Below are 20823 nucleotides of genomic sequence, written 5' to 3'. Positions count from 1 at the left end.
GCCGACGTGGTGGTGGTCTCCAGCCGTTGGGAGGCCCGCTCGCTGGTGGTGCAGGAGGCGATGCGGGCCGGCGTGCCGGTGGTCGCCACCGCCGTGGGGGGGGAGACCCCAACGGGTGGGGGGGGCGCCCGCCCGGGGGGCCCCCCCGCCCCCCGGGGCCGGCGGGCCCCCCGCGGCCCCGCCCCGGGCGGCGGCCCGGAGGCCCGTGCGACGGTGCGTCAGCGCCGCAGGACGGTGACGCTGAGGCCCGGCGCGGAGCGGATCTCGGCCTCGGTGAAGCGCTCGGTCACCCACTGCTTGCGGGCGTAGACGCGGGTCTGGTCGGTGAAGTGCGGCGAGGTCGGGTCGGCGGACTCGCCGTAGGTGAGCAGCGTCCTGGTGCGCGGACCCCGGTCGGTCAGCTCGGTGGCCATCAGGAAGGTGCCGCCGTGCGGGACGCTGCCGAGGTTCGTCGGGTAGGTGCCGCCGCCGGTGCCCGAATCCGGCCCCGCCGTCAGCACGTTGAAGCAGCCCAGCTGGTGGGAGCAGCCGTGCAGCGGGATGCCCGCCCAGCGCTGGACGAGGCCGATCGGGGCGTCCACCGGCAGGCCGCGGGCGGCCAGGCCCTTCACCGCGTCGGCCAGGGCCCGCTGGGCCTCGGGGTTGGCGGCGTCGATGCCGCGCGGGGTGGTCAGCGGCCGGGCCGGGTCGGCCGGGACCGTCTGCCAGGCGGTCGTGCCGGTCCCCGCCAGCGCGTCCCGGTACGCCTGCCAGAGCACGGTGCCCCGACTGTCGGCGTCGGCCCGGGTGTTCCAGGCGGCGAGCGCGTCGCAGGCCGGGCGGACGTCGACCCGGCTGCCGTCGGAGGCGGCGATCTCCGGGTGGGCGCGGCAGAGCGCCACGGCGTCGTCGCGGTCGAGCTCGGCGCTCTGCACCCGGTTGCCGAACATCGTCGCCTGGAGCGAGGCGAGGGTGAACCCGGGGGCGCCGAGGCCGTCGGTGCCGGCCCGGCGGTCGGCGATCATCCGCAGGCCCAGCTGGCTGCGCAGCATCCGCGCGGAGGCGCCCTGGTACATGGCGGGAAAGCCGGTGAGCGGGGCCTCCGCGTTGGTCAGGTACGGACCGTTGTTGGAGTTGGCGACGTAGTCGGTACGGGTCAGGCCCGGCTGGTTGGCGGGGCCGAAGACGCCGGGTACGAGCGCGTCCGGGTCGGTGCCCGGGTCGCAGGCGGCGGTCGAGCCGTCCAGCACCTGTCCGAAGCCGCCGCCCGCGACCAGGCAGCGGTCGCGCTGGGCGTCGGGGAGGTTCGGGACGGCGGAGGCGTCGGTGAACCAGGTGGTACCGGTGGAGTCGACGGCCGTGGTGTACACCCATGGGAGGCCCTGGTAGGTGCGCTGGGCCTGGCGGAGCTGGTCGAGGTTCTGGGCGCGGCCGACCGCCAGCCACTGGTTCAGGGAGCGGAGGTTCTCGGCGTTGGCGTCGCCGAGGGTGTAGGCGTGCTCCCCGGTCCAGCCGTCGGCGAGGACGTAGCCGTGGCGGGAGCGGTAGAGCGTCCGGTCGACGGTGGAGAGCGTCCCGTCGGCGGCCCGGACGGTGACCTTGACGGTCTCCTGGGCCATCCGCTCGGCCTTGCCGTCCACCAGGTACGCGGTCGGGTCGCCGGGCACCAGGCTGAGCCGGTGGAGGGTGTGGTGGTCGGCGTAGCTGGTGGTGTGGCTCCAGGCGAGGCCACGGGTGTGGCCGATCTGGAGGAACGGGATGCCGTACAGTCCGGCGCCGGCGACGTCCAGGACGCCGGGGATGGTCAGCTGGGCCTGGTAGAAGCGCTGCTCGCCGGCCCACTGGAGGTGCGGGTTGGCCAGCAGCAGGCCGGTGCCGTCGCGGCTGGCGTCGCGCCCGATCGCCCAGGCGTTGCTGCCGAGTTCGGGGTTGTCGGCGGAGTGGCCGGGAGCGGCGATCCGGGGTGCGTCCGCCGCGGGTCCGGCGGCCTCGGCGCCGGACCCGGCTGTGGCTGCGGGCCCGGTCGAGGCCGCGGGGACGGCCGTGGCGATCTGCTGCTTGGCGGCGCCGCTGCCCGCCAGGGTGTTGGCGGAGTAGAGGATGTTCCACAGGTCGTCCGCGGTGATCGGCCCGACCCAGGCCTTCCCCCGGCAGGACGGGTCCGGCAGGTGGTCGGGGCCGGTGTCGCGCAGGTAGCGGTTGTACCCGGCGACGTAGCCGTCCACCAGCTGCCGCACCTCGTCGGTCGGGCCGAGCGGCGCGGGGGCGGCCTGCAGCCGCCGCACCGTCCCGGCGCGCAGCAGGCCCTGCTGGTAGGTGTCGCTCACCAGGTTGCTCACCCGGTCCACGGACTCGCCGTCCGGGCCGAGGTGGCGCGAGCGCTCGCCGCGCACGGTGAGCACCTGGTCGGCGAGCTGGCAGAGGTTGTCCTGGGCGAAGGCGTACCCGTAGCCGTAGCCGAGGCCGCCGAAGTCGCGGGCGAGGACGTGCGGGACGCCGTACTCGGTCCGGCTGATCTTCGCGGTCCAGCCACCCCGGTCGGCGTCCGGGCCGGTCCCGAGGTCGGTGCCGGCGGCCTGGGCCACGGCGGGCACCAGGGCCGTCAGCAGCGCGGACGTCAGCCCGACCGCTAGCGCGCCCGAGGTGAACCGCCTTATTTTCGATGGGAACTGACGTTCCTTCATGTTCTTCACTTCCGTCATGGCCTCACCCTGTGGCCGCCGGCACCCGCCGGTCATCGCCCCTCGGGACGACCTGCCCTCGACCCTACGACCTATCCGTGTACACCCCGGGGAGGAGACGTTCCCTACCCGCACGACCCTCCCGTCGGACGATGCGGTCGTCGATCACAGAGTCCGACGCCCGCTCAGCTGGCGCGGGGGCTCCCGGCGCATAGGGCGTGGTCGATCAGCTTCGAGGCCGCGTCCTCCTGGGCCTTGATGTGGTCCCAACTGTCGCCGAGCGCCTCGGACATGGAGACCACGGCGCTGCGCTTCCCGTCCTCGGTGACGCCGTTGAGGGTGATGAAGCCGCCGTCCCCGCCGTCGTGGCCCCAGTAGGTCCCGCCGCAGGTCAGCGAGCGCTTGACCAGGCCGAGCCCGTACTCGCCGCCGTGCCACATCTCCGAGGTCTGGTCGTCCACGGGCACCGTCCGCCGCATCTCGGCCAGTTGCCGCGCCGGCAGCAGCCGGCCCGCGAGCAGTGCGCGGAGGAGGACGTTCTCGTCCCGTGTGGTGGTGGCCCAGGAGAGCCCCTGGTCCATCGGCACCTGCTCGGTGACGTCCACCCGGCCGTCGGGTTCGGGGAAGAGCTGGTAGGCCTGGGCGTGCGGCCGGGGCAGAGTGGGCGAGGTGCCCATCAGCCGGGTCCGATCGAGGCCGAGCGGGCGCAGGACGCGGTCCTCGACCTCCCGGTGGGCGGGGCGGCCGGTGGCCCGCTCGACGACCATGTCGAGCAGGAGGTAGCCGACGTTGGAGTACCTCCAGCTCTTGTCGGTACCGAACTCCGCCCCGGCCACCAGGTCTTCGGGCTGGTAGACCTTGTAGCGCTCCCGCTCGTACCCGTCCTTCGAGTCGTATCCGGGCAGGTGGTCCACGATGCCGCCCTGGTGCTGGAGCAGTTCGCGGACGGTGGTCCCGCCGCCGGCTCCGCCCTTGGCCCGTACCACCTCCGGCAGCCAGTGGCCGAGCGCGTCGTCCAGTGACAGCCGTCCCTCGGCCTCCAGTTGGAGGACCACGGTCGCGACCATCGTCTTGGCCGTGCTGGCCATCCGGAAGTAGCCGTCGGGGGAGACCGGGCGGCCGGTGGTGACGTCGGCGGTGCCGCTGGTGGCGACCGCCTGGCGGCCGTCGGGCCCGATCACCCGGGCCTGCACACCGCTGATGCCGAGGTCGTGGATCGCCGCGGCGTCCCGGCGCAACTGCTCGGCGACGGACGGACCGGCCGGGCGGGCGACGGCGGTGGCCGCGTTGGCGGCGAGCAGCACGGTGACGCCGGCCGCCACGACGAGGTGCCTGCGCAGGGTCGAACCCATGATCGAAGTCATGGCCGCACGCTAACCGGTTCCGGTCCGAACGGGCTGTGGTGCTCCGCTACTTGGGGGAGGAATGGGGGATGTCCCCCAGTCGCCCCCAGCGCCATCCCGGGACTCCCCCGGGACTCCCCCGCACCGACTCCGTAGCGACTCAGCCCACCGAGGCCGTGACCGGCCGCGCCGGCTCGGCCCCCGCACCGTCGGCCGCCCCGCCCAGCGCCGCCAGCCGCCGCAGGCTGGCCCGGCGCTGGAGCGCGCCGAGGCCGACGGTCGCCGCGCCGAGCCCGAGCCAGCCGACCGGCCCGGCAGCCATCACCGCCCCGGTCAGCAGCAGCGGCCCCACCGACTTCTGCACCGACTGGGACATCCCGGCGACCCCGAGGTACGAGGCCTGGGCGCCCGGCGGGGCCAGCACGACCGCCAGCTCCCAGGAGCTCACCGAGCGCAGCAGTTCCGCCAGCGTGATCAGCATCGCCGCGGCCAGCAGCGCGACCGAGGCCAGGACCGGCCCGGCGCCGGTGGCGAGCGCGATCAGCAGGCAGCCCCCCAGCACCGTCACCCCGTACCAGCGGACCGCCGCGGCCGCCCCGAGCGCGCCCTCCGCCCAGGCGGAGACCCGCAGTTGCAGCAGCACCACGAGCACCGTGTTGAGCACCAGGAAGACCGGGACGACGGCGTGCGGCGCGCCGGTGTGGTGGACCAGCCAGAGCGGCAGCCCGACGTTGAGGACCGAGTCGTCCAGGTTCAGCGGCATGTCCAGCAGGACGAACCGCAGGTAGCCGCGGTCGCGCCAGGGGCTGGGCGCGGCGGACGGCGCCCCGGCGGGCGCCTCCCCGGCCTTCGCCGCGACCAGCCCGCGCCCGGACGGCTCCCGGGTGCGCCAGACCAGCACGGCGGCCAGCACGTAGGACAGCCCGTTGGCCAGGATCAGCACCCGGTAGGCGGCGGTGGTCCCGACCGCCAGCCCGATCGCCGCGACACCCGCGCCGAGCGCGTACCCGGCGTTGGCCACGCTGCGGAACAGCGCCTGGTAGGTGGCCCGCCGCTCGCCCGCCACCCGGGTCGCGAACAGCATCTCCAGGGTCTTGGCGGCCCGCTCGGCCAGGCAGATCAGGGCCACCACGGGCAGCAGCGCGGCGAAGTCGTCGACCACCAGCAGCAGCCCCATCGCCCCGAGCCGCAGCAGGTGGCAGCCGATCAGCAGCCACCGCACCGGCACCCGTTCGGCCGCCCGCCCGGCCAGCGGGGACCCGGCGATCCCCGCCACCGCCCCGACCCCGAGCAGCAGTCCCAGCTGCCGCGCGTCCATCCCGCAGACGTAGGTGAAGTAGAGCACCGAGGCCGCTGCCCACACCCCCGTGCCGGTCCGGTCGACACACTGCGCCAGCAGCATGATCCGCGCGTCCCGCCCGCCCGGCGGCCGCCGCAGCTGCGCTATCAGTCCGTTCCCCCGCATGGCAGGCCCCCGTCGTGTGCGTGGCGCGAGTCGCGCGATCGGCATCAATCTCGATATCAAGATACTTCACATCAAGAGACTTTTGGAAGCCCCGAACCCCCGACGGCCGCCGGGCGCGGCCGGCCGCACGACCCTCGACGCGCGGCGGGCGGTGCGCCACACTCTCCCCAGCAGCACCCGCGCTCCCAACGCACCGGCACGACGCCACGACGCCACGACGCCACGACCACCGCACTACGGAGAGCCGATCGGTGACCACTCGCCAACTGCTGGAGCTCGCCTTCTCGTCCGGACGGACCGGGGCCGGACCGGCCACCTGGGGCCAACGGGCCATCTGGGACGCCGTACGACGGCTGCCGCCGGCCGACGCGCCGCGCTACAACATCGCCACCGCCGCGCCGCTGGACCCGGGGCTGCCCCTGCCCGCCCTGCTCGCCGCCCTGGAGCGACTGCTGCACCTGCACGACTCGCTGCACACCCGGCTGCGCCCCGACGAGGCCGGCGGCCTCCGCCAACTCGTCGACGGCGAAGGCACCCTGGACGTCCACCTGTGGCCCGCCGGGAAGCACGAGGACCCGGCCGAACTCGGCACCCGGCTGCACGAGGAGCTGGCGGCACAGCCCTTCGACACCGCCACCCAGTGGCCGGTGCGGGTCGGCGCGGTGACGGCGGGCGGGCTGGTCCGGCACATCAGCCTAGTGCTCTCGCACACCGCGGTGGACGGCTCCGGGATGAGCAGGCTGGTCGCCGACCTGTCCGCGCTCTGCCTCGGCAGCTCCCCCGAGGAGCTGGCCGAGCTGCGCGAACCAGCCCAACAGCCGCTGGAGGAAGCCGAGTTCCAGACCTCCGAACGCGGCCTGCGGCGCGACGCGGGGGCCCGCAAGCAGTTCGTGCGCAAGCTCCGGCTCGGCCCGCCCCGACTCTTCCCGTCCCGTCCCCTCCCACCGACCACCGCAGAGCCCGCCCGGTTCCCGAACGCGGTGCTCCGCTCCCCCGCCCTGCCCCGGGCCGTCGAGCGGGTCGCGGCCCGGCACCGGGTCAGCACGGGCTCGGTGCTGCTCGCCGCGACGGCCGCGATGACCGCCCGGCTCGCCGGCTCCACCGAGGCCGTGCTGAACGTCGTGGTCAACAACCGCTTCCTGCCGGAACTGGCCAACGCGGTCGGCGTGATCGCGGGCGACGGCCTCTTCCATCTCCCGGACGCCACCGCCGAGTTCGGCGAGGTCGTGCGCCGCACCCACGCCGCGGCGATCGGCACCTATCGCCACGCGTACTACGACAGGCTGGCCCTGGCCGCCGAGATCGACCGACTGACCGCCGAGGGGGTCCGACTGGCCGACCGCTCCTGCGTGTTCAACGACACCCGGGAGCTGCTCCCGGCCCCGGCCGCCCCCGGCGAGGAGCACACCACCCTCAGCTGGCCGGTGGACTTCGAGCCGCGCCCCGGCCTGACCTACGCCCTGGACGCCCTGCAGTCCGCCGAGGCGCTGAGCCTGGCCATGACGGCGGACCCGGCCGTGCTGCCGCGCCCCGCGATGGAGCGGTTCCTGTACGGGATCGAGGAGTTGATCCTCACCGAGGCGGCCGCGCCGGCGGAGGGGGCGGCCGTCGGCGCTTGAACCTGACACTGATGTCAAGTTCTACCGTACCGGCATGACCACGACCGCCACCGCATCCCTGCTCACCCCGTACCGCCTCGGCGCGCTCGACCTGCCGAACCGCGTCGTCATGGCCCCGATGACGCGCTACCGGGCCGCCGAGGACGGCACGCCGCTGCCCGTCGTCGCCGAGTACTACGCCCAGCGCGCGAGCGCCGGCCTGATCGTCACCGAAGGCATCTGGCCCAGCCGGCAGGGCCAGTCCGGCTGGCGCCTGCCCGGCCTGGAGACGCCCGCGCACGCCGCCGGCTGGCGCGCCGTGACCGGGGCCGTGCACGCCGCCGGCGGGCGGATCGCCGCCCAGCTGATGCACGGCGGCCGCCAGGGCCACCCGCTCAACCGGCTGCTCGGCGACGTCCCGGCCGGCCCCTCCGCCGTCCCGGCCCCGGGCCCGGTGCACGTCAAGGACGGCGGCAAGGCCGAGGCCGTCACCCCGCGCGCCATGACCCGCGAGGAGATCCGCCGCACCGTCGCCGACCACGTCGACTCCGCCCGCCTGGCCCTCGCCGCCGGCTTCGACGCCGTCGAACTGCACGGCGCCAACTCCTACCTGATCCACCAGTTCCTGGCCGACAACACCAACCTGCGCACCGACGAGTACGGCCCCCGTACCCTCGCCGACCGGCTGCGCTTCCCGATCGAACTGGTCACCGCCGTCGCCGAGGCCATCGGTCCCGACCGCCTCGGCCTGCGGCTGTCCCCCGGCAACCCGCAGTTCGGCATGGACGAGGCCGACCCCGCCCCCGTCTACCGCGCCCTGCTCGCCGAACTCGACGGCCTCGGCCTGGCCTACCTCCACCTCACCGACAACGACGACTACCCGGCCCTGGCCGACCTGCGCCCGCGCTGGTCCGGTCCGCTGATCGGCAACGTCGGCGAGAACCGCGCCGCCACCGACCGCGAGCGCGGCGAGGCCGTGCTGGCCGCCGGCCTGGCCGACCTGGTCTCCTACGGCCGCGCCTTCATCGCCAACCCCGACCTGCCGGAACGGTTCGCCGCGAACGCCCCGCTCACCCCCGTCGACCCCACCCACCTCTACGGCCAGGAGGCCACCGGCTACACCGACTACCCCCGCCTCCCGGCCGACCACCCCACCGTCCGGCCGACCACGAGCTGACCCAGGGCACCCCCGTCCTGACCCACTGTCAGTGCCACCCGCTATGGTCGGCCCCGAACCATCCAGTACCAACCGCACCGCCGTCACCAGGGGGCACCATGACCACACCGGGCACCCGCCCGCTCACCACCGCCGACCTCGTGGAGGGCTGGCACCGGGTGGGCGTCCGTGAGGGCATGGCGCTGATCGTGCACTCCTCGCTCTCCAGCCTCGGCCGGGTCGAGGGCGGCGCGGCGGCCGTGGTGGCCGGCCTGCGCGAGGCGGTCGGGCCCGGCGGCACCGTCGCCGTGCCCGCCTTCACCTCCGGCACGGTCCACGACCCGGCCCCCGGGCACAGCGGCCCGCCCGGCCCCGAGCTGGCCGAACTCCGGGCCGCCGTCCCACTGTTCCACGCCGGGCTCCCGTGCGACACGGGCGCGGTCGCGGAGGCGCTGCGCGCCCTGCCGGAGAGCCTGCGCAGCACCCACCCGCAGGTCTCGGTCGCCGCCGTCGGCGCGCACGCCCGGGAGGTCACCGCCCGGCGCTCGCTCGGCTTCGCCGTCGGCCGGGAGTCGCCGTTCGGCGCGCTGCACGACCTCGGCGGGCACGTGCTGCTGGTCGGCGTCGGCCACAACCGCAACACCTTCCTGCACTACGCCGAGACCTTCGCCCCCAACCGCCGGCTCAAGCTCCGCCGCTTCCCGATGGCGATCCAGGGCGAGCGGGTCTGGATCGAGGCACCGGACGTGGGGGACGACAACGACACCCACTTCCCGGTCGTGGGGCGGGAGTTCGAGGAGCTGGCGGGCATCCGCGAGGTCCTGGTCGGCGCCGCGCCCTGCCGCCTGGTCCCGGTCCGCGAGCTCATACCCTTCGCCGTCCGCCGCCTCACCGAACTGCTGGCGGCGGACGGCCCCGGGGAGGCATAGGCCGGGCCGACGGTCCCCGCAGCGCGCGCGGAACCGCCGACCCGAACCCCCTCGTACCGCGCTGCCGTCAGTGCCGGCCCTCGTGCACCGAACCGGCCTCCTGGATCTTCTTCCAGGACTTCGGCTCGACCGGCGCCGCGTCCCGGCCGGCGTCCGCGCCCGGCGCCAGCGAGGCCGCGGCCGCGGCACTCGGCGGCACCGGTCCGACGGCCGGCTTGCTCGGGGTGAACAGCCAGGTGTTCAGCAGGTCCCCGAGCTTCTGGCCGGAGACCTTCTCGGCGTACGCCTGGAACTCCGGGATGGTGGCGTTCCCGTAGCGCCGCTCGGTGGGCCAGCCCTTGAGGATCTGGAAGAACTTCTCGTCCCCGACGGCGTTGCGCAGCGCCTGGATGGCCACCGCGCCGCGGTAGTACACCGCACCGGAGAACTGGTTCTCCTCACCCGGGTCGCCCGGCTTGACGGTCCAGAACGGGTCGTCGGCCGGGTGCGAGGCGTAGATGTAGTCGGCCACTGCCTGCGCGGTGCCCTCGTTCTCGTGCTCGGACCACAGGAACTGCGAGTACTCGGCGAAGCCCTCGTTCAGCCAGATGTCGCTCCACTTGGAGAGCGAGACGCTGTCCCCGTACCACTGGTGGGCCAGCTCGTGGACGACCACCGAGGTGTTGGTGCCCCGGGCGAACAGCCCGGGGCCGTAGGAGACCCTGGTCTGGGTCTCCAGGGCGCCACTGGACGAGGTGTTGGCGACGTAGCCGCCGACGGAGCTGAACGGGTACTCGCCGAAGTAGCCGCTCAGCCAGTCCACCAGCTCGCCGGTCCGCTCGATGCTCGCCCGCGCCGCGGCGCCGTTGTCGCCCAGGTCCTTGCTGTACGCGTTGTAGACCGGCAGCCCGCTCGCGGTGGTGTCCTGGGTGATGTCGAACTTGCCGATCGCCAGGGTCGCCAGGTAGGTCGCCTGCGGCTTGTTCTCCCGCCAGCTGTACCGGGTCCAGCCCGCCAGCGAACTGGTCCCGGTCAGCACGCCGTTGCTGATCACCTGGTTGCCGTCCGGCACCAGCACCGAGACGTCGAAGGTCGCCTTGTTGCTCGGGTGGTCGTTGCTCGGGTACCACCACGCGGCCGACACGGGCTCGCCGGCCACCACCGCACCGTCCGGGGTGCGGCGCCAGGCGGTGTAGCCGCCGTACTTCTGCACGGTGGACGGCACGTCCTTGTAGCGCACCACCACGGTGGCCTGGTCGCCCTTGGCGAGCGGCCGCGCGGGGGTGATCTCCAGCTCCTGGTCGCCACTGGTGGCGAAGGTCGCGACCCGGCCGTTGACCCGTACCTCGGAGACCTTCAGCGCGAAGTCGAGGTTGAACCGGGAGAGGTCCTGGGTGGCCGTGGCAAGGATGGTGGTGGTGCCCTCCAGCTCGTCCGTGGCGGGCTGGTACTTCAACCGGATGTCGTAGTGCGAGACCCGGTACCCGCCGTTGCCGAGGGTCGGGTAGTACGGGTCCCCGACGCCGTCCGCGCCGGGTTGGAAGCCGGAAGCCGAGGCCGGGACGGCCAGGAACAGGCTCAGGGCACTGGCAGCAGAGACGATCAGCCTCTTGCGCACATGGTCCTCCAGGGATCACCGGAACGATGGGGTTGAACCGATCCTTGTCCCGTCAACCCCTCCCCCACTCCCTTCCGGTGAGATGTTCATAAAAAGAAATGCGCCGACATGACGGCTTCGCGCCCGCGCCCCGAAGCCGTCACGCCGACCATTCCGACATGTCGTCAGCTATGGGACTGGTGCACCGAGTTGGTCTCCTGGATCTGCTTCCAGGACTTCGGCTCCGCCGGCAGCCGACCCTCCACCCGGCCCGCGGCCGGCGCCAGCGAGGCGGCGGCCGCGGCACCCGGCGGCACCGGCCCGACCGCCGGCTTGCCGGGGGTGAACAGCCAGGTGTTCAGCACGTCCCCGAGCTTCTTCCCGGAGACCTTCTCCGCATAGGCCTGGAACTCCGGGATGGTGGCGTTGCCGTAGCGGCGCTCGGTGGGCCAGCCCTTCAGGATCTTGAAGAACTTCTCGTCCCCGACGGCGTTGCGCAGCGCCTGGACGGCCACCGCACCCCGGTCGTACACCGCGCCGGAGAACTGGTCGTCCGGGCCCGGGTCGCCCGGCTTGACCTTCCAGAACGGGTCGTCGGCCGGATGCGAGGCGTAGACGTAGTCGGCGAGCTCCTGCGCGGTGCCCTCGTTCTCGTGCTCCGACCAGAGGAACTGCGAGTACCGGGCGAAGCCCTCGTTCAGCCAGATGTCGCTCCACTTGGAGAGCGAGACGCTGTCCCCGTACCACTGGTGGGCCAACTCGTGGACGACCACCGAGGTGTTGGTGCCCCGGGCGAACTGCCGGGGGCTGTAGAAGATCCGGGTCTGGGTCTCCAGGGCGTAGCCGGTCGGCACATTGGGGACGTAGCCGCCGACCGAGCTGAACGGGTACTCGCCGAAGTAGCCGCTCAGCCAGTCCACCAGCTCGCCGGTGCGCTCGACGCTCGCCCGCGCCGCGTCCGCGTTCTCGCCGAGGTCCTTGCTGTACGCGTTGTAGACCGGCAGCCCGCTCGGCGTGGTGTCCCGGGTGATGTCGAACTTGCCGACCGCGAGCGTGGCCAGGTACGTCGCCTGCGGCTTGTTCTCCCGCCAGCTGTACCGGGTCCAGCCGGCCTGCGAGGTGGTGCCCGTCAGCACGCCGTTGCTGATCACCTGGTTGCCGTCCGGGACGAGCACCGAGACGTCGTAGGTGGCCTTGTTGCTCGGGTGGTCGTTGCTCGGGAACCACCACCAGGCGGCCTCGGGCTCGTTCGCCGCCACGGCGCCGTCCGGGGTCCGGTGCCAGCTGGTGAAGCCGTACTTCTTCACGGTGGAGGGCACGCCCTTGTAGCGCACCACCACGGTGGCCTGGGAGCCCTTGGCGAGCGGCCGCGCGGGGGTGATCTCCAGCTCCTGCTCACCGCTGGTGGCGAACTTCGCGACCCGGCCGTTGACCCGCACCTCCGAGACGTCCAGCGCGAAGTCGAGGTTGAACCGGGAGAGGTCCTGGGTGGCCGTCGCGAGGATGGTCGTGGTGCCCTCCAGCTCGTCCGTGGCGGGCTGGTACTTCAACCGGATGTCGTAGTGCGAGACCCGGTACCCGCCGTTGCCGTAGGTCGGGTAGTACGGGTCGCCGACCCCGGCCGCGCCCGGCTGGAAGCCGGAAGCCGAGGCGGGAACGGCCAGGAACAGGCTCAGGGCACTGGCAGCAGAGACGATCAGCCTCTTGCGCACGTGGTCCTCCAGGGATCACCGGAACGATTGGGTCGGATCGATCCTTGTCCCGGCAGCCCCTCGTCCACTCCCCTCCGGTGAGATGTTCATGAAAAGAAACCCGCCGACACGACGGCTTCGCAGCCCGGCCGCGAAGCCGTCACGCCACCTCACCCACCCCTGAGGCCCCTGAAGCCCCTGAAGCCCCTCACACCCCTCCTGCCCTTCCTGCCCCTCACGCCCCGAGCACCACCGGCGCCCGCACCAACGAGCCGTACTCCGTCCACGAGCCGTCGTAGTTCTTCACGTGCGGGTACCCGAGCAGCTCGGTGAGCGCGAACCAGGTGTGCGCGGACCGCTCGCCGATCCGGCAGTACGCGATCACCTCGCGCTCCGGCTCCACGCCCTTCCCCCCGTACAGCGCCCGCAGCTCCTCCGCCGAACGGAACGACCCGTCGTCGTTGGCCGCCTGGGACCACGGGATGTTGACCGCGCCCGGGATGTGCCCGGGCACCTGCGCCTGCTCCTGCGGCAGGTGCGGGGGCGCGATCAGCTCGCCCCGGAACTCGGCCGGCGAGCGGACGTCCACCAGCACCGCGTCCGCCCCGGGCTTGGCGAACACCTCGGCCCTGGCCAGCACCTCGTCCCGCAGCGCCCGCAGCTCCGGCCGCTCGGGCCCGCTCAACCGGAACCCGCTGTGCTGGTAGTCCATCACCGCACGGGTGAGCTCCCGCTCCTCCAGCTCCCACTTCTTGCGCCCGCCGTCCAGCAGCCGCACCGGCCCGAAGCCGCGCAGCCGCAACAGCCAGTAGGCGTAGGCGGCGAACCAGTTGTTGTTGCCCCCGTAGAGCACCACGGTGGTGTCGTCCTCGACCCCGGCCGCCCGCAGCAGGTGCTGGACGCCGTCGCGGTCGATGTAGTCCCGGCCGACCTGGCTGTGCAGGTCGGTGGTCCAGTTCCAGCCGACCGCGCCGGGGATGTGGTCCCGGTCGTAGGCCTCGGTGTCCTCGTCCACCTCGACGACCCGGATCGTCCCGTCGTCCAGGTGGTGGGCCAGCCATTCGGTGCGGACCAACGCCTCGGGGTGCGCGTAGCCGTTGCCGGTCATCCCAGGCCCTCCTTCGCTCTGCCCAGACTGCGACGCCCGACCACGGGCACGGCGGGCCGCGCGACGACGACAGGCGTACGGGCACGGCGAGGGGCCGGCGACCGGGCCGGACAGTTCGAACCTACGCCGCCCGCCCGGCCCCGGCCACCCCACGCTCCCCGGCGCTCAGGAGAAGACCACGGAGCGCAGCTTCAGCCGGTCACCGAGCTTCTTGCCGGGGTTCATGACGTAGAAGACGTCGCCCGAGCAGCCGAAGTCCAGGAAGACCGTGGCCGTGGACTGGGTGCGGTTCTCCGGCGCGAAGCCCGGGTCCTCCTCAGTGGTCCACGGCAGGTCGATGCACTCGCGGCTCTGCGGGTCGGCCAGGCCCACGGGGACCCCGGGGCCGACCTTGTAGAGGAAGTCGCCCGTCGCGGCATTCGCGGAGAACGGGACGGCGAGGACGAGGGCGACGGCGCTGGCGGCGGCGAGCATGGCGTTGCGGAGACGCATGAGTGAGGGCCTTTCAGGTGGTACTCGGCAGTACCCGGTTAATTGGTGCGAGATCACCCTAGAGGCCCAAAAAACGCAGAAACGGTTCTTCTAATCCACCCATTCGAGTGGTTTAAGGGTTAAAACCGCGACCTGCCCCGTCATACGAAACTCAGTTCGGCGGAGCCGTGAAGAGATACCCCGAGTCGACGAGCACCGGCAGGTACGCCTTCAACGCCGCCACCGTCTGCGACCGGTCCCCGCCCCCGTCGTGGTTGAGCACGATCGACCCGGGCCGGACGTTCTTGAGGACCCGGTCGATGATCGCCGAGGTCCCCGGCCGGGCCCAGTCCCGCGGGTCCACCGACCAGGCCATGTTCCGCATCCCCAGGTCGGCGGCCACCTTGAGCGAGACCGCCGAGAAGTCCCCGCCCGGCGCGCGGAACCAGGTGGGCTGCCGGCCGGTGGTCCGCTGCAGCAGGTCGGAGGTGCGCTCCAGCTCGTCCCGCACCTTGCCCTCCGACATGTGTCGCAGGTCCGGGTGGGTCCAGGTGTGGTTGGCGATGTGGTGGCCGCGGTCCGCGATCTCCCGCACCAGAGCGGGGTGCTCGACCGCGTTCTCGCCGATCAGGAAGAACGTGGCCCTGATCCCGTACTGCTCGAACATCGACAGCACGGTCGGCGTGTACCGGGGGTCCGGCCCGTCGTCGATGGTGAGCGCCACCACCTTCCGCTCCGGGTCCAGGTCGTACACCGGCTTGCTCTCCGCCTCGGAGAGCGCCCGGCGCACGGGCACCGCGCTCGGCGCGGCGCCGGACGGCGGCGCCGGCGAGGGCACCGCGGACGCCGTGCCCCCCGGGGCCGCCACCGACGGCGCGGCCGACGCCCCCTCCGGCCCCGCCGGCCCCGCCGGGGCGGCCGGAGCGGCGGCATCGGCCGCCCCCGCCGCCGCACCGCCCTCCCCGCCACCCCAAGGGCTCCGACACCCGGCAGCCGTCCCCAGCAGGGACATTCCGGCCGCAACCAGCAGCAATCTGCGCGAAGTAATCTGACGATCTGACAGCATTCTGGATGCTTCCCCCGGCCGTCACCACGGTTCCCCGAGGGCAACTCCGACGGCCCCGATCACCACTCCGACGGCCCAGGGCGTGTCTGACGATTCCCGCCGTCCACTCCGCTTCCGAAGATCTTCCACGGATCTTCCCCGACCGGACGCTCCACCTCCCATCCGGACCGCTACGCTGTGCCTTCCCCAGTGTGATGATCTGCCATCAGAGGACGTGGCCATGACGACAAGTCAGGACTCCCCCCGCCAGGGCCCGCAGGACGACGACGCCACCGAGCTCAGCCAGTGGGAACGCTTCGGTGTCGACACCACCGCCCCGCACTCTGCGCGCGTGTACGACTACTGGCTGGGCGGGAAGACCAACTTCCCGCCGGACCGCGCCATGGGGCAGGCCATCGAGCAGGCCGTACCGAGCGTCAAGGCGATGGCCAAGGCCAACCGGGCGTTCCAGGGCCGGGCCGTGCGCTACCTCGCCCAGGAGCACGGCATCCGCCAGTTCCTCGACCTCGGCACCGGCATCCCGACCTCGCCGAACACCCACGAGATCGCCGAGGCGGTCAGCCCCGGCACCCGGGTGGTCTACGTCGACAACGACCCGATCGTGCTCGCCCACGCCCGCGCCCTGATGGTCTCCAGCCCGGCCAGCCGCACCACCTACATCCACGCCGACCTGCGCAAGCCCGAGGAGCTGTTCGCCGACCCGGCGCTCACCGCCACCCTCGACCTCACCCAGCCCGTCGGCCTGCTGATGATCGCCGTACTGATGCTGATCGCCGACGAGGACGACCCCTGGGGCCGGGTCGCCGCACTGCGCGACGCCCTGCCCGCCGGCAGCTGCATCGCCCTGACCACCCCCACCCCGGACTTCGACCCCGAGGCCGTCGGCAAGGTCGCCGAGGCCGCCCGGGCCGGCGGGATGACCCTGGTACCGCGCGGCTACGACGACGTCGTCCGCTTCTTCGACGGCTGGGACCTGGTCGAGCCGGGCGTCGCCCCTGTGCTGGCCTGGCGCCCCGACGGCGAGCCCCCGGCCGACCCGAAGGCCGCCTACTACTGGGGCGGCGTCGCCATCAAGCGCTGACCAAACGCCGACGACCGGGTGGGACGGCCAGAACCCGTCCCACCCCTCACTTCCCCTCCCCCTCACTTCTCCTCCCCCTCCCCCTCCCCCCCTCCCCCTCACTTCAACAGGCGCGACAACCGCCGGTCCGCCAACGGCTTGCCCCCGGTCTGGCAGGTAGGGCAGTACTGGAACGAGGAGTCCGCGAAGGACACCTCCCGAATGGTGTCCCCGCACACCGGGCAGGGCTCACCGGTCCGGCCGTGCACCCGCAGCCCGAGCTTCTTCTCCGCCTTCAGCTCCCCCGCCGCCAGCCCCCGCGAGCGCTCCACTGCCTCCCGCAGCGTGCCCCCGAGCGCCTCGTACAGCCGGGCCACCTCGTCCTCGGTCAGACTCGCGGCCAGCTTGTACGGCGACATCCGGGCCGCGTGCAGCACCTCGTCCGAGTAGGCGTTGCCCACCCCCGCCAACACCCCCTGGTCCCGCAGCACCCCCTTGAGCCGACGCCGCTCGCCCCGCAACAGCGCCGCGAAGTCCGCCAGCCCGAAGCCCGGATCCAACGGATCCGGCCCGAGCCTGGCCACCCCCGGCACCTCGGCCGGCTCCCGCACCACGTACACCGCCAGCCCCTTCTTCGACCCGGCCTCGGTGAGATCGAACCCGTCCCCCGCCTCCCCCGCCAACCGCACCCGCAACGCCAACGGATTGCGCGGAGAAGGCCGCGGCGGCTCAGCCGGCAGACCGTCCTTCCACCGCAACCAGCCCGCCCGCGCCAGGTGGACCACCAGGTGCAGCCCCTCCGCCTCCACGTCCAGGAACTTGCCCCGCCTGGTCACCGCCCCGACCGTCCGCCCCTCCAACGCCGTCACCGGCGGGTCGTACGTCTTCAACGCACTGATCGCCACCGGCTGCACCCGAGCGATCACCCGCCCGGTCAACCGCTCGGACAGGAAAGCACTCAACGCCTCGACCTCAGGCAGCTCCGGCATGCCCCCAGTCTCCCCCGACCCCCCACCCCCCGCCTGCGCTCCCACCCAGCGGGCGCGCAGGGCGAAAGCCCGCGCGCCCGCAACAAAACCTCCCCCAAACACCCACCCACCCACAGCACTCCCCACCCACCCCCTCCTCCCCTCTGGCGAGAGGGACGCGCTGCGGGAGGGGGTGGCGCAGGGGGTGGCCGCGGAGAGGGGCGTGACGGGTGATTTTCAGACTGCCAACGATCTGAACGCCCCACCTCCAGGGTTGGCAGTCTGAAAATCATCCAGCCCCCGGAGCGGCCACCCCCGGAGCCACCCCCGCCACCCACCCTCCCGAGAGCCCACACCCCCACCCCAACCCCCGTAAGCCCCGCATAAGCCCAGCTCAGCCCAGGTGGTGACCCTCTTCACAGCCCCCTCCCAGCAGACCGTTCCACATTCAACCTGTGGCACACTCGGATGCCATGAACACCAGCCCGGTCACCAGAACGCTCCGCGCAGCGGTCTTCGCCGCGCTGGTCGTGCTGCTCGCCGGGCTCGGCCAGGTCCTGGTCACCGGCCGCACCCTCCCCGTCGGCCCGATGCTGCTCGCCTCGGCCGCCGTCTTCGCCGCGGCCTTCGCCCTGGCCGGCCGCGAACGCGGCTTCCCGGCGGTCGCGGCGGTGTTCCTGCCGCTGGAGCTGGCCGCCGGCACCCTCTTCGACCTCGCCCAGAGCACCTGTCCCTCGCTGCCGCCAGGCACCGGACACGGTCTCCAGCCGCTGCTCTGCGGCGGCGGCTCGCTCGGCGGCTTCCTGCTCGGCCACGGCGTCTCCGCCCAGACCGGCCTGCTGCTGCTCCTCCTGCTGCACACGGTGATCGCGCTGGCCGGCGCCTTCTGGCTGAGCCGCGCGGACGCCGCACTCTGCTGCCTGGCCGGGGCCGTCCGGATGCTGGGCGAGTTCCTGCACCGCCACCTGCCGGCCGCCGCCCGCTGGCTGCGGCTGCTGGTCGCGCCGCTGCCGGCCCGTCCGCCGGCCCGGGTGCCGTTCCCCCGGGCCAGCCGCGTGCTGGTCCCCGCCGAGGACGTCGTCGTCCGTCCGGCCGTCCGGCGCGGTCCGCCGGTGTTCGCCCTGGCCGTCTGAGCCACGGGCTTCCCCGCCCGCTCAGTCGGCTGTTCTCTCCTCCCGCGCTGGCCCCGACCGGCCGCGCCGACCCGTACGCCCGAGAGCACAGGACGACACCCCATGAGCAACACCCGCAAGACCGACAAGAAGGCCTCCGCCACCGACCGCATGCGCGTCGCCCGCGCCCAGGCCGAGCGCTCCGACCGGATCCGCCGCCGGGTGGTGGTCGGCGGTGCCTCCGCCGCCGTGCTCGCCCTGGTGGCGGGCGTGGCCTTCGCCGTCGGCGGTTCCTCCGGCTCCGGTTCGAACGCCGCGAACGGCCCGCTGGTCGTGCCGGCCAACGCGAGCGGCACCAACGGCACCGTGATCACCTACGGCAAGGCCGACGCCCCGCACACCCTGGACGTCTACGAGGACTTCCGCTGCCCGTTCTGCGAGCAGCTGGAGACCACCACCGGCAAGGCGATCCAGCAGCTCGCCGACGACGGCACGTACAAGGTCGAGTACCACCTGGCGACGTTCCTGGACAACAACCTGGGCGGCAAGGGCTCGCGCACCGCGCTGGCCGCGGCCGGCGCCGCGCTGAACGAGGGCGTGGACAAGTTCAAGGCGTTCCACGACGTGCTGTACGCCAACCAGCCGGACGAGCGCAGCGACGCCTTCGGCGACGTCAACCACATCCTGGACCTGGCCGACCAGGTGCCCGGGCTGAAGACCGACGCCTTCGTCAAGGCCGTCCAGGACGGCACGTACGCGCCGTGGGCGGCCAAGGTGAACGAGGAGTTCAACAAGAGCGACGTCACCGGCACCCCGACCGTCAAGCTGGACGGCAAGAAGCTGGACGTCCTGAACAACGGCAAGGCCGTCTCCCCCGAGCAGTTCACCGCGATGGTCAAGCAGGTGACCGGGTGACGGCCGGCGCCCCCGCCGGGCGGCCCGGGTACGGCGCGAGCCGCCCGTTCGCCTGGCTGCTGCTGATCGGCGGCGCCGTCGGCCTGTTCGCCTCGACGGTCCTCACCCTGGACAAGATCCGGCTGCTGGAGGACCCGTCCTACGTCCCCAGCTGCAACATCAACCCGATCATCAGCTGCGGTTCGATCATGCGCAGCGACCAGGCGGAGGCCTTCGGCTTCCCCAACTCGCTGATCGGGCTGGTCGCCTTCGGGGTGGTGATCGCGGTGGGTGCCGGGCTGCTGTCCGGGGCGGCGTTCCGGCGCTGGTTCTGGCTCGGTCTGCAGGCCGGGACGGTGTTCGGGGTCGGCTTCGTGACCTGGCTGATGTACCAGGCGCTGTACCGGATCGGCGCGCTGTGCCCGTACTGCATGGTGGTGTGGGCCGCGGTGATCCCGCTGTTCTGGTACACCACGCTGCACAACCTGCGCTCGGGCGTGATCCCGGTGGGCCCGCGGCTGCGGGTGGCCGTCCGGGAGGCGGCCCGCTACCACTGGGTCGTCCCGGCGCTGTGGTACGCGGTGATCGCGCTGCTGGTGCTCAACCGGTTCTGGTACTACTGGAGCACCCTGCTCTGACCCCGTCCGCCGCCCCCGCCCGCGCGGGGGCGGCGGTCCGGCAGGTCAGAAGGCGTACGCGGCGACCTCGGCGAGGAGTTCGGCGCGGCGCTCCTCGCTGATGAAGGAGGCGCGGAAGGAGTTGGCGGCCAGCCGGCGCAGGGTCTCCTGGTCGAGGGCGAGGGCCTCGCGCACGGCGCGGAAGTTGTCCTCCACGTAGCCGCCGAAGTACGCCGGGTCGTCGGAGTTGACGGTGACCAGCAGGCCGGCGTCCAGCATCTCGCGCAGCGGGTGGTCGGCGAGGGTGTCGATGCAGCGCAGCCGCACGTTGGAGAGCGGGCAGAGGGTCAGCGGGACCTGCTCGCGCACCAGGCGGGCGACCAGCTCGCCGTCCTCCAGGCAGCGCAGCCCGTGGTCGATCCGCTCCACGCCGAGGACGTCCAGCGCCTCGGTGATGTACGCGGCCGGGCCCTCCTCGCCCGCGTGGGCGACCCGGCGCAGCCCGGCCTCGGCGGCCCGGCGGTACACCTCGCGGAACTTGACCGGCGGGTGGCCGACCTCGGCGGAGTCCAGGCCGATGCCGGCGATCCGGCCGAAGTACGGGCGGGCGGCCTCGAAGGTCTCCAGCGCGGACTCGGCGGACTCGTCCCGCAGGAAGCACATGATCAGCTGCGTGCTGATGCCGTACCGCTCCTCGGCGCGCTCCAGCGCTCGGGTCAGCCCGTCCACCACCACGCCCAGCGGCACCCCGCGCGCGGTGTGCGCCTGCGGGTCGAAGAAGATCTCCGCGTGGCGGACGCCCTGCTCGGCGGCCCGGGCCAGGTAGGCGTCGGCGAGGTCGGCGAAGTCGTCCTCGGTCCGCAGCACGGCCATCAGCGCGTAGTAGAGGTCCAGGAAGGACTGGAGGTCGCTGAAGGAGTACGCCTCGCGCAGCGCCTCGGTGTCGGCGTACGGCAGCTCGACACCGTTGCGGGCGGCGAGCTCGAAGGCGAGTTCGGGCTCCAGGGTGCCTTCGATGTGCAGGTGGAGTTCGGCCTTGGGAAGCGGCATGTGGGTGTCCGAGCGCTAGCGGGGTGGTCCTGAACGTGTACGGAAGGATTCATCCTATG

The 20823-nt window shown here is 72.9% G+C and carries 18 protein-coding genes; 8 read left to right on the top strand and 10 right to left on the bottom strand.

Features of this window, described 5'->3' with window-relative positions:
* Positions 1 to 6 precede the first annotated feature (6 nt).
* Positions 7 to 309 carry a glycosyltransferase gene (locus ACFCY1_RS15840; RefSeq protein WP_375874911.1) on the top strand — a complete coding sequence of 101 codons (303 nt, stop codon included), beginning with the start codon at positions 7 to 9 and terminating at the stop codon, positions 307 to 309.
* Here the strand turns inward: ACFCY1_RS15840 and ACFCY1_RS15835 are convergent.
* The 3 genes from ACFCY1_RS15835 to ACFCY1_RS15825 all read right to left on the bottom strand — a co-directional run bounded on the left by ACFCY1_RS15835 (position 219) and on the right by ACFCY1_RS15825 (position 5468).
* Positions 219 to 2681: a penicillin acylase family protein gene (locus tag ACFCY1_RS15835; RefSeq protein ID WP_375874908.1), complete on the bottom strand. Its 2463-nt coding sequence runs from the start codon at positions 2679 to 2681 to the stop codon at positions 219 to 221. The genes ACFCY1_RS15840 and ACFCY1_RS15835 overlap by 91 nt on opposite strands.
* A 164-nt stretch (positions 2682 to 2845) precedes the next feature.
* The gene (locus ACFCY1_RS15830; protein ID WP_375874907.1) at positions 2846 to 4024 is read right to left on the bottom strand and encodes a serine hydrolase domain-containing protein; all 1179 of its coding nucleotides are present in this window, start codon (positions 4022 to 4024) and stop codon (positions 2846 to 2848) included.
* Between the two features lie 139 nt (positions 4025 to 4163).
* Positions 4164 to 5468 (bottom strand): MFS transporter, encoded by a 1305-nt coding sequence (locus ACFCY1_RS15825; protein WP_375874906.1) that lies wholly within the window; start codon positions 5466 to 5468, stop codon positions 4164 to 4166.
* Positions 5469 to 5719: 251 nt separating this feature from the next.
* Between ACFCY1_RS15825 and ACFCY1_RS15820 the strand changes: the two genes are divergently transcribed.
* The 3 genes from ACFCY1_RS15820 (at position 5720) to ACFCY1_RS15810 (ending at position 9151) form a co-directional block, all read left to right on the top strand.
* Positions 5720 to 7087 carry a condensation domain-containing protein gene (locus ACFCY1_RS15820; RefSeq protein ID WP_375874905.1) on the top strand — a complete coding sequence of 456 codons (1368 nt, stop codon included), beginning with the start codon at positions 5720 to 5722 and terminating at the stop codon, positions 7085 to 7087.
* A 34-nt stretch (positions 7088 to 7121) separates the two neighbouring features.
* Complete coding sequence (locus ACFCY1_RS15815; protein WP_375874904.1) at positions 7122 to 8243, top strand: alkene reductase; 1122 nt, start codon at positions 7122 to 7124, stop codon at positions 8241 to 8243.
* Positions 8244 to 8341: 98 nt separating this feature from the next.
* Positions 8342 to 9151, top strand: coding sequence for an aminoglycoside N(3)-acetyltransferase (locus ACFCY1_RS15810; protein ID WP_375874903.1), 810 nt, complete (start codon positions 8342 to 8344; stop codon positions 9149 to 9151).
* Between the two features lie 67 nt (positions 9152 to 9218).
* Here ACFCY1_RS15810 and ACFCY1_RS15805 read toward each other — a convergent pair whose 3' ends face one another.
* The 5 genes from ACFCY1_RS15805 to ACFCY1_RS15785 all read right to left on the bottom strand — a co-directional run bounded on the left by ACFCY1_RS15805 (position 9219) and on the right by ACFCY1_RS15785 (position 14835).
* A complete protein-coding gene (locus tag ACFCY1_RS15805) occupies positions 9219 to 10748 on the bottom strand; it encodes a M1 family metallopeptidase (RefSeq protein ID WP_375874902.1) in 1530 nt (509 codons plus the stop codon).
* A gap of 164 nt (positions 10749 to 10912) precedes the next feature.
* Positions 10913 to 12439 (bottom strand): M1 family metallopeptidase, encoded by a 1527-nt coding sequence (locus tag ACFCY1_RS15800; protein WP_117486948.1) that lies wholly within the window; start codon positions 12437 to 12439, stop codon positions 10913 to 10915.
* A 214-nt stretch (positions 12440 to 12653) separates the two neighbouring features.
* Positions 12654 to 13526 carry a sulfurtransferase gene (locus ACFCY1_RS15795; protein WP_049658298.1) on the bottom strand — a complete coding sequence of 291 codons (873 nt, stop codon included), beginning with the start codon at positions 13524 to 13526 and terminating at the stop codon, positions 12654 to 12656.
* Between the two features lie 165 nt (positions 13527 to 13691).
* A complete protein-coding gene (locus tag ACFCY1_RS15790; protein WP_049658296.1) occupies positions 13692 to 14018 on the bottom strand; it encodes a hypothetical protein in 327 nt (108 codons plus the stop codon).
* Positions 14019 to 14169: 151 nt separating this feature from the next.
* Positions 14170 to 14835: a polysaccharide deacetylase family protein gene (locus ACFCY1_RS15785; protein WP_158077770.1), complete on the bottom strand. Its 666-nt coding sequence runs from the start codon at positions 14833 to 14835 to the stop codon at positions 14170 to 14172.
* Positions 14836 to 15283: 448 nt separating this feature from the next.
* Here ACFCY1_RS15785 and ACFCY1_RS15780 point away from each other — a divergent pair, with 448 nt between their 5' ends.
* Positions 15284 to 16144: an SAM-dependent methyltransferase gene (locus ACFCY1_RS15780; RefSeq protein WP_117486949.1), complete on the top strand. Its 861-nt coding sequence runs from the start codon at positions 15284 to 15286 to the stop codon at positions 16142 to 16144.
* 98 nt (positions 16145 to 16242) lie between these two features.
* On the opposite strand, the gene ACFCY1_RS15775 is transcribed toward ACFCY1_RS15780, so the two are convergent.
* Complete coding sequence (locus ACFCY1_RS15775) at positions 16243 to 17112, bottom strand: Fpg/Nei family DNA glycosylase (protein ID WP_049660526.1); 870 nt, start codon at positions 17110 to 17112, stop codon at positions 16243 to 16245.
* Positions 17113 to 17564: 452 nt separating this feature from the next.
* On the opposite strand from ACFCY1_RS15775, the gene ACFCY1_RS15770 reads away from it, so the two are divergent.
* The 3 genes from ACFCY1_RS15770 to ACFCY1_RS15760 all read left to right on the top strand — a co-directional run bounded on the left by ACFCY1_RS15770 (position 17565) and on the right by ACFCY1_RS15760 (position 19735).
* Positions 17565 to 18224: a hypothetical protein gene (locus tag ACFCY1_RS15770; protein ID WP_375874901.1), complete on the top strand. Its 660-nt coding sequence runs from the start codon at positions 17565 to 17567 to the stop codon at positions 18222 to 18224.
* Positions 18225 to 18326: 102 nt separating this feature from the next.
* A complete protein-coding gene (locus tag ACFCY1_RS15765; protein WP_375874900.1) occupies positions 18327 to 19118 on the top strand; it encodes a DsbA family protein in 792 nt (263 codons plus the stop codon).
* Positions 19115 to 19735, top strand: coding sequence for a vitamin K epoxide reductase family protein (locus tag ACFCY1_RS15760; protein ID WP_375874899.1), 621 nt, complete (start codon positions 19115 to 19117; stop codon positions 19733 to 19735). Before ACFCY1_RS15765 ends, ACFCY1_RS15760 begins: the two co-directional genes overlap by 4 nt.
* A gap of 45 nt (positions 19736 to 19780) precedes the next feature.
* Here ACFCY1_RS15760 and ACFCY1_RS15755 read toward each other — a convergent pair whose 3' ends face one another.
* Positions 19781 to 20764, bottom strand: coding sequence for an adenosine deaminase (locus tag ACFCY1_RS15755; protein ID WP_049659827.1), 984 nt, complete (start codon positions 20762 to 20764; stop codon positions 19781 to 19783).
* Positions 20765 to 20823 lie beyond the last annotated feature (59 nt).

Source organism: Kitasatospora sp. NPDC056273 (assembly GCF_042268845.1).
Lineage (GTDB): Bacteria > Actinomycetota > Actinomycetes > Streptomycetales > Streptomycetaceae > Kitasatospora.
This window is presented reverse-complemented; position numbering and strand designations above follow the sequence as displayed.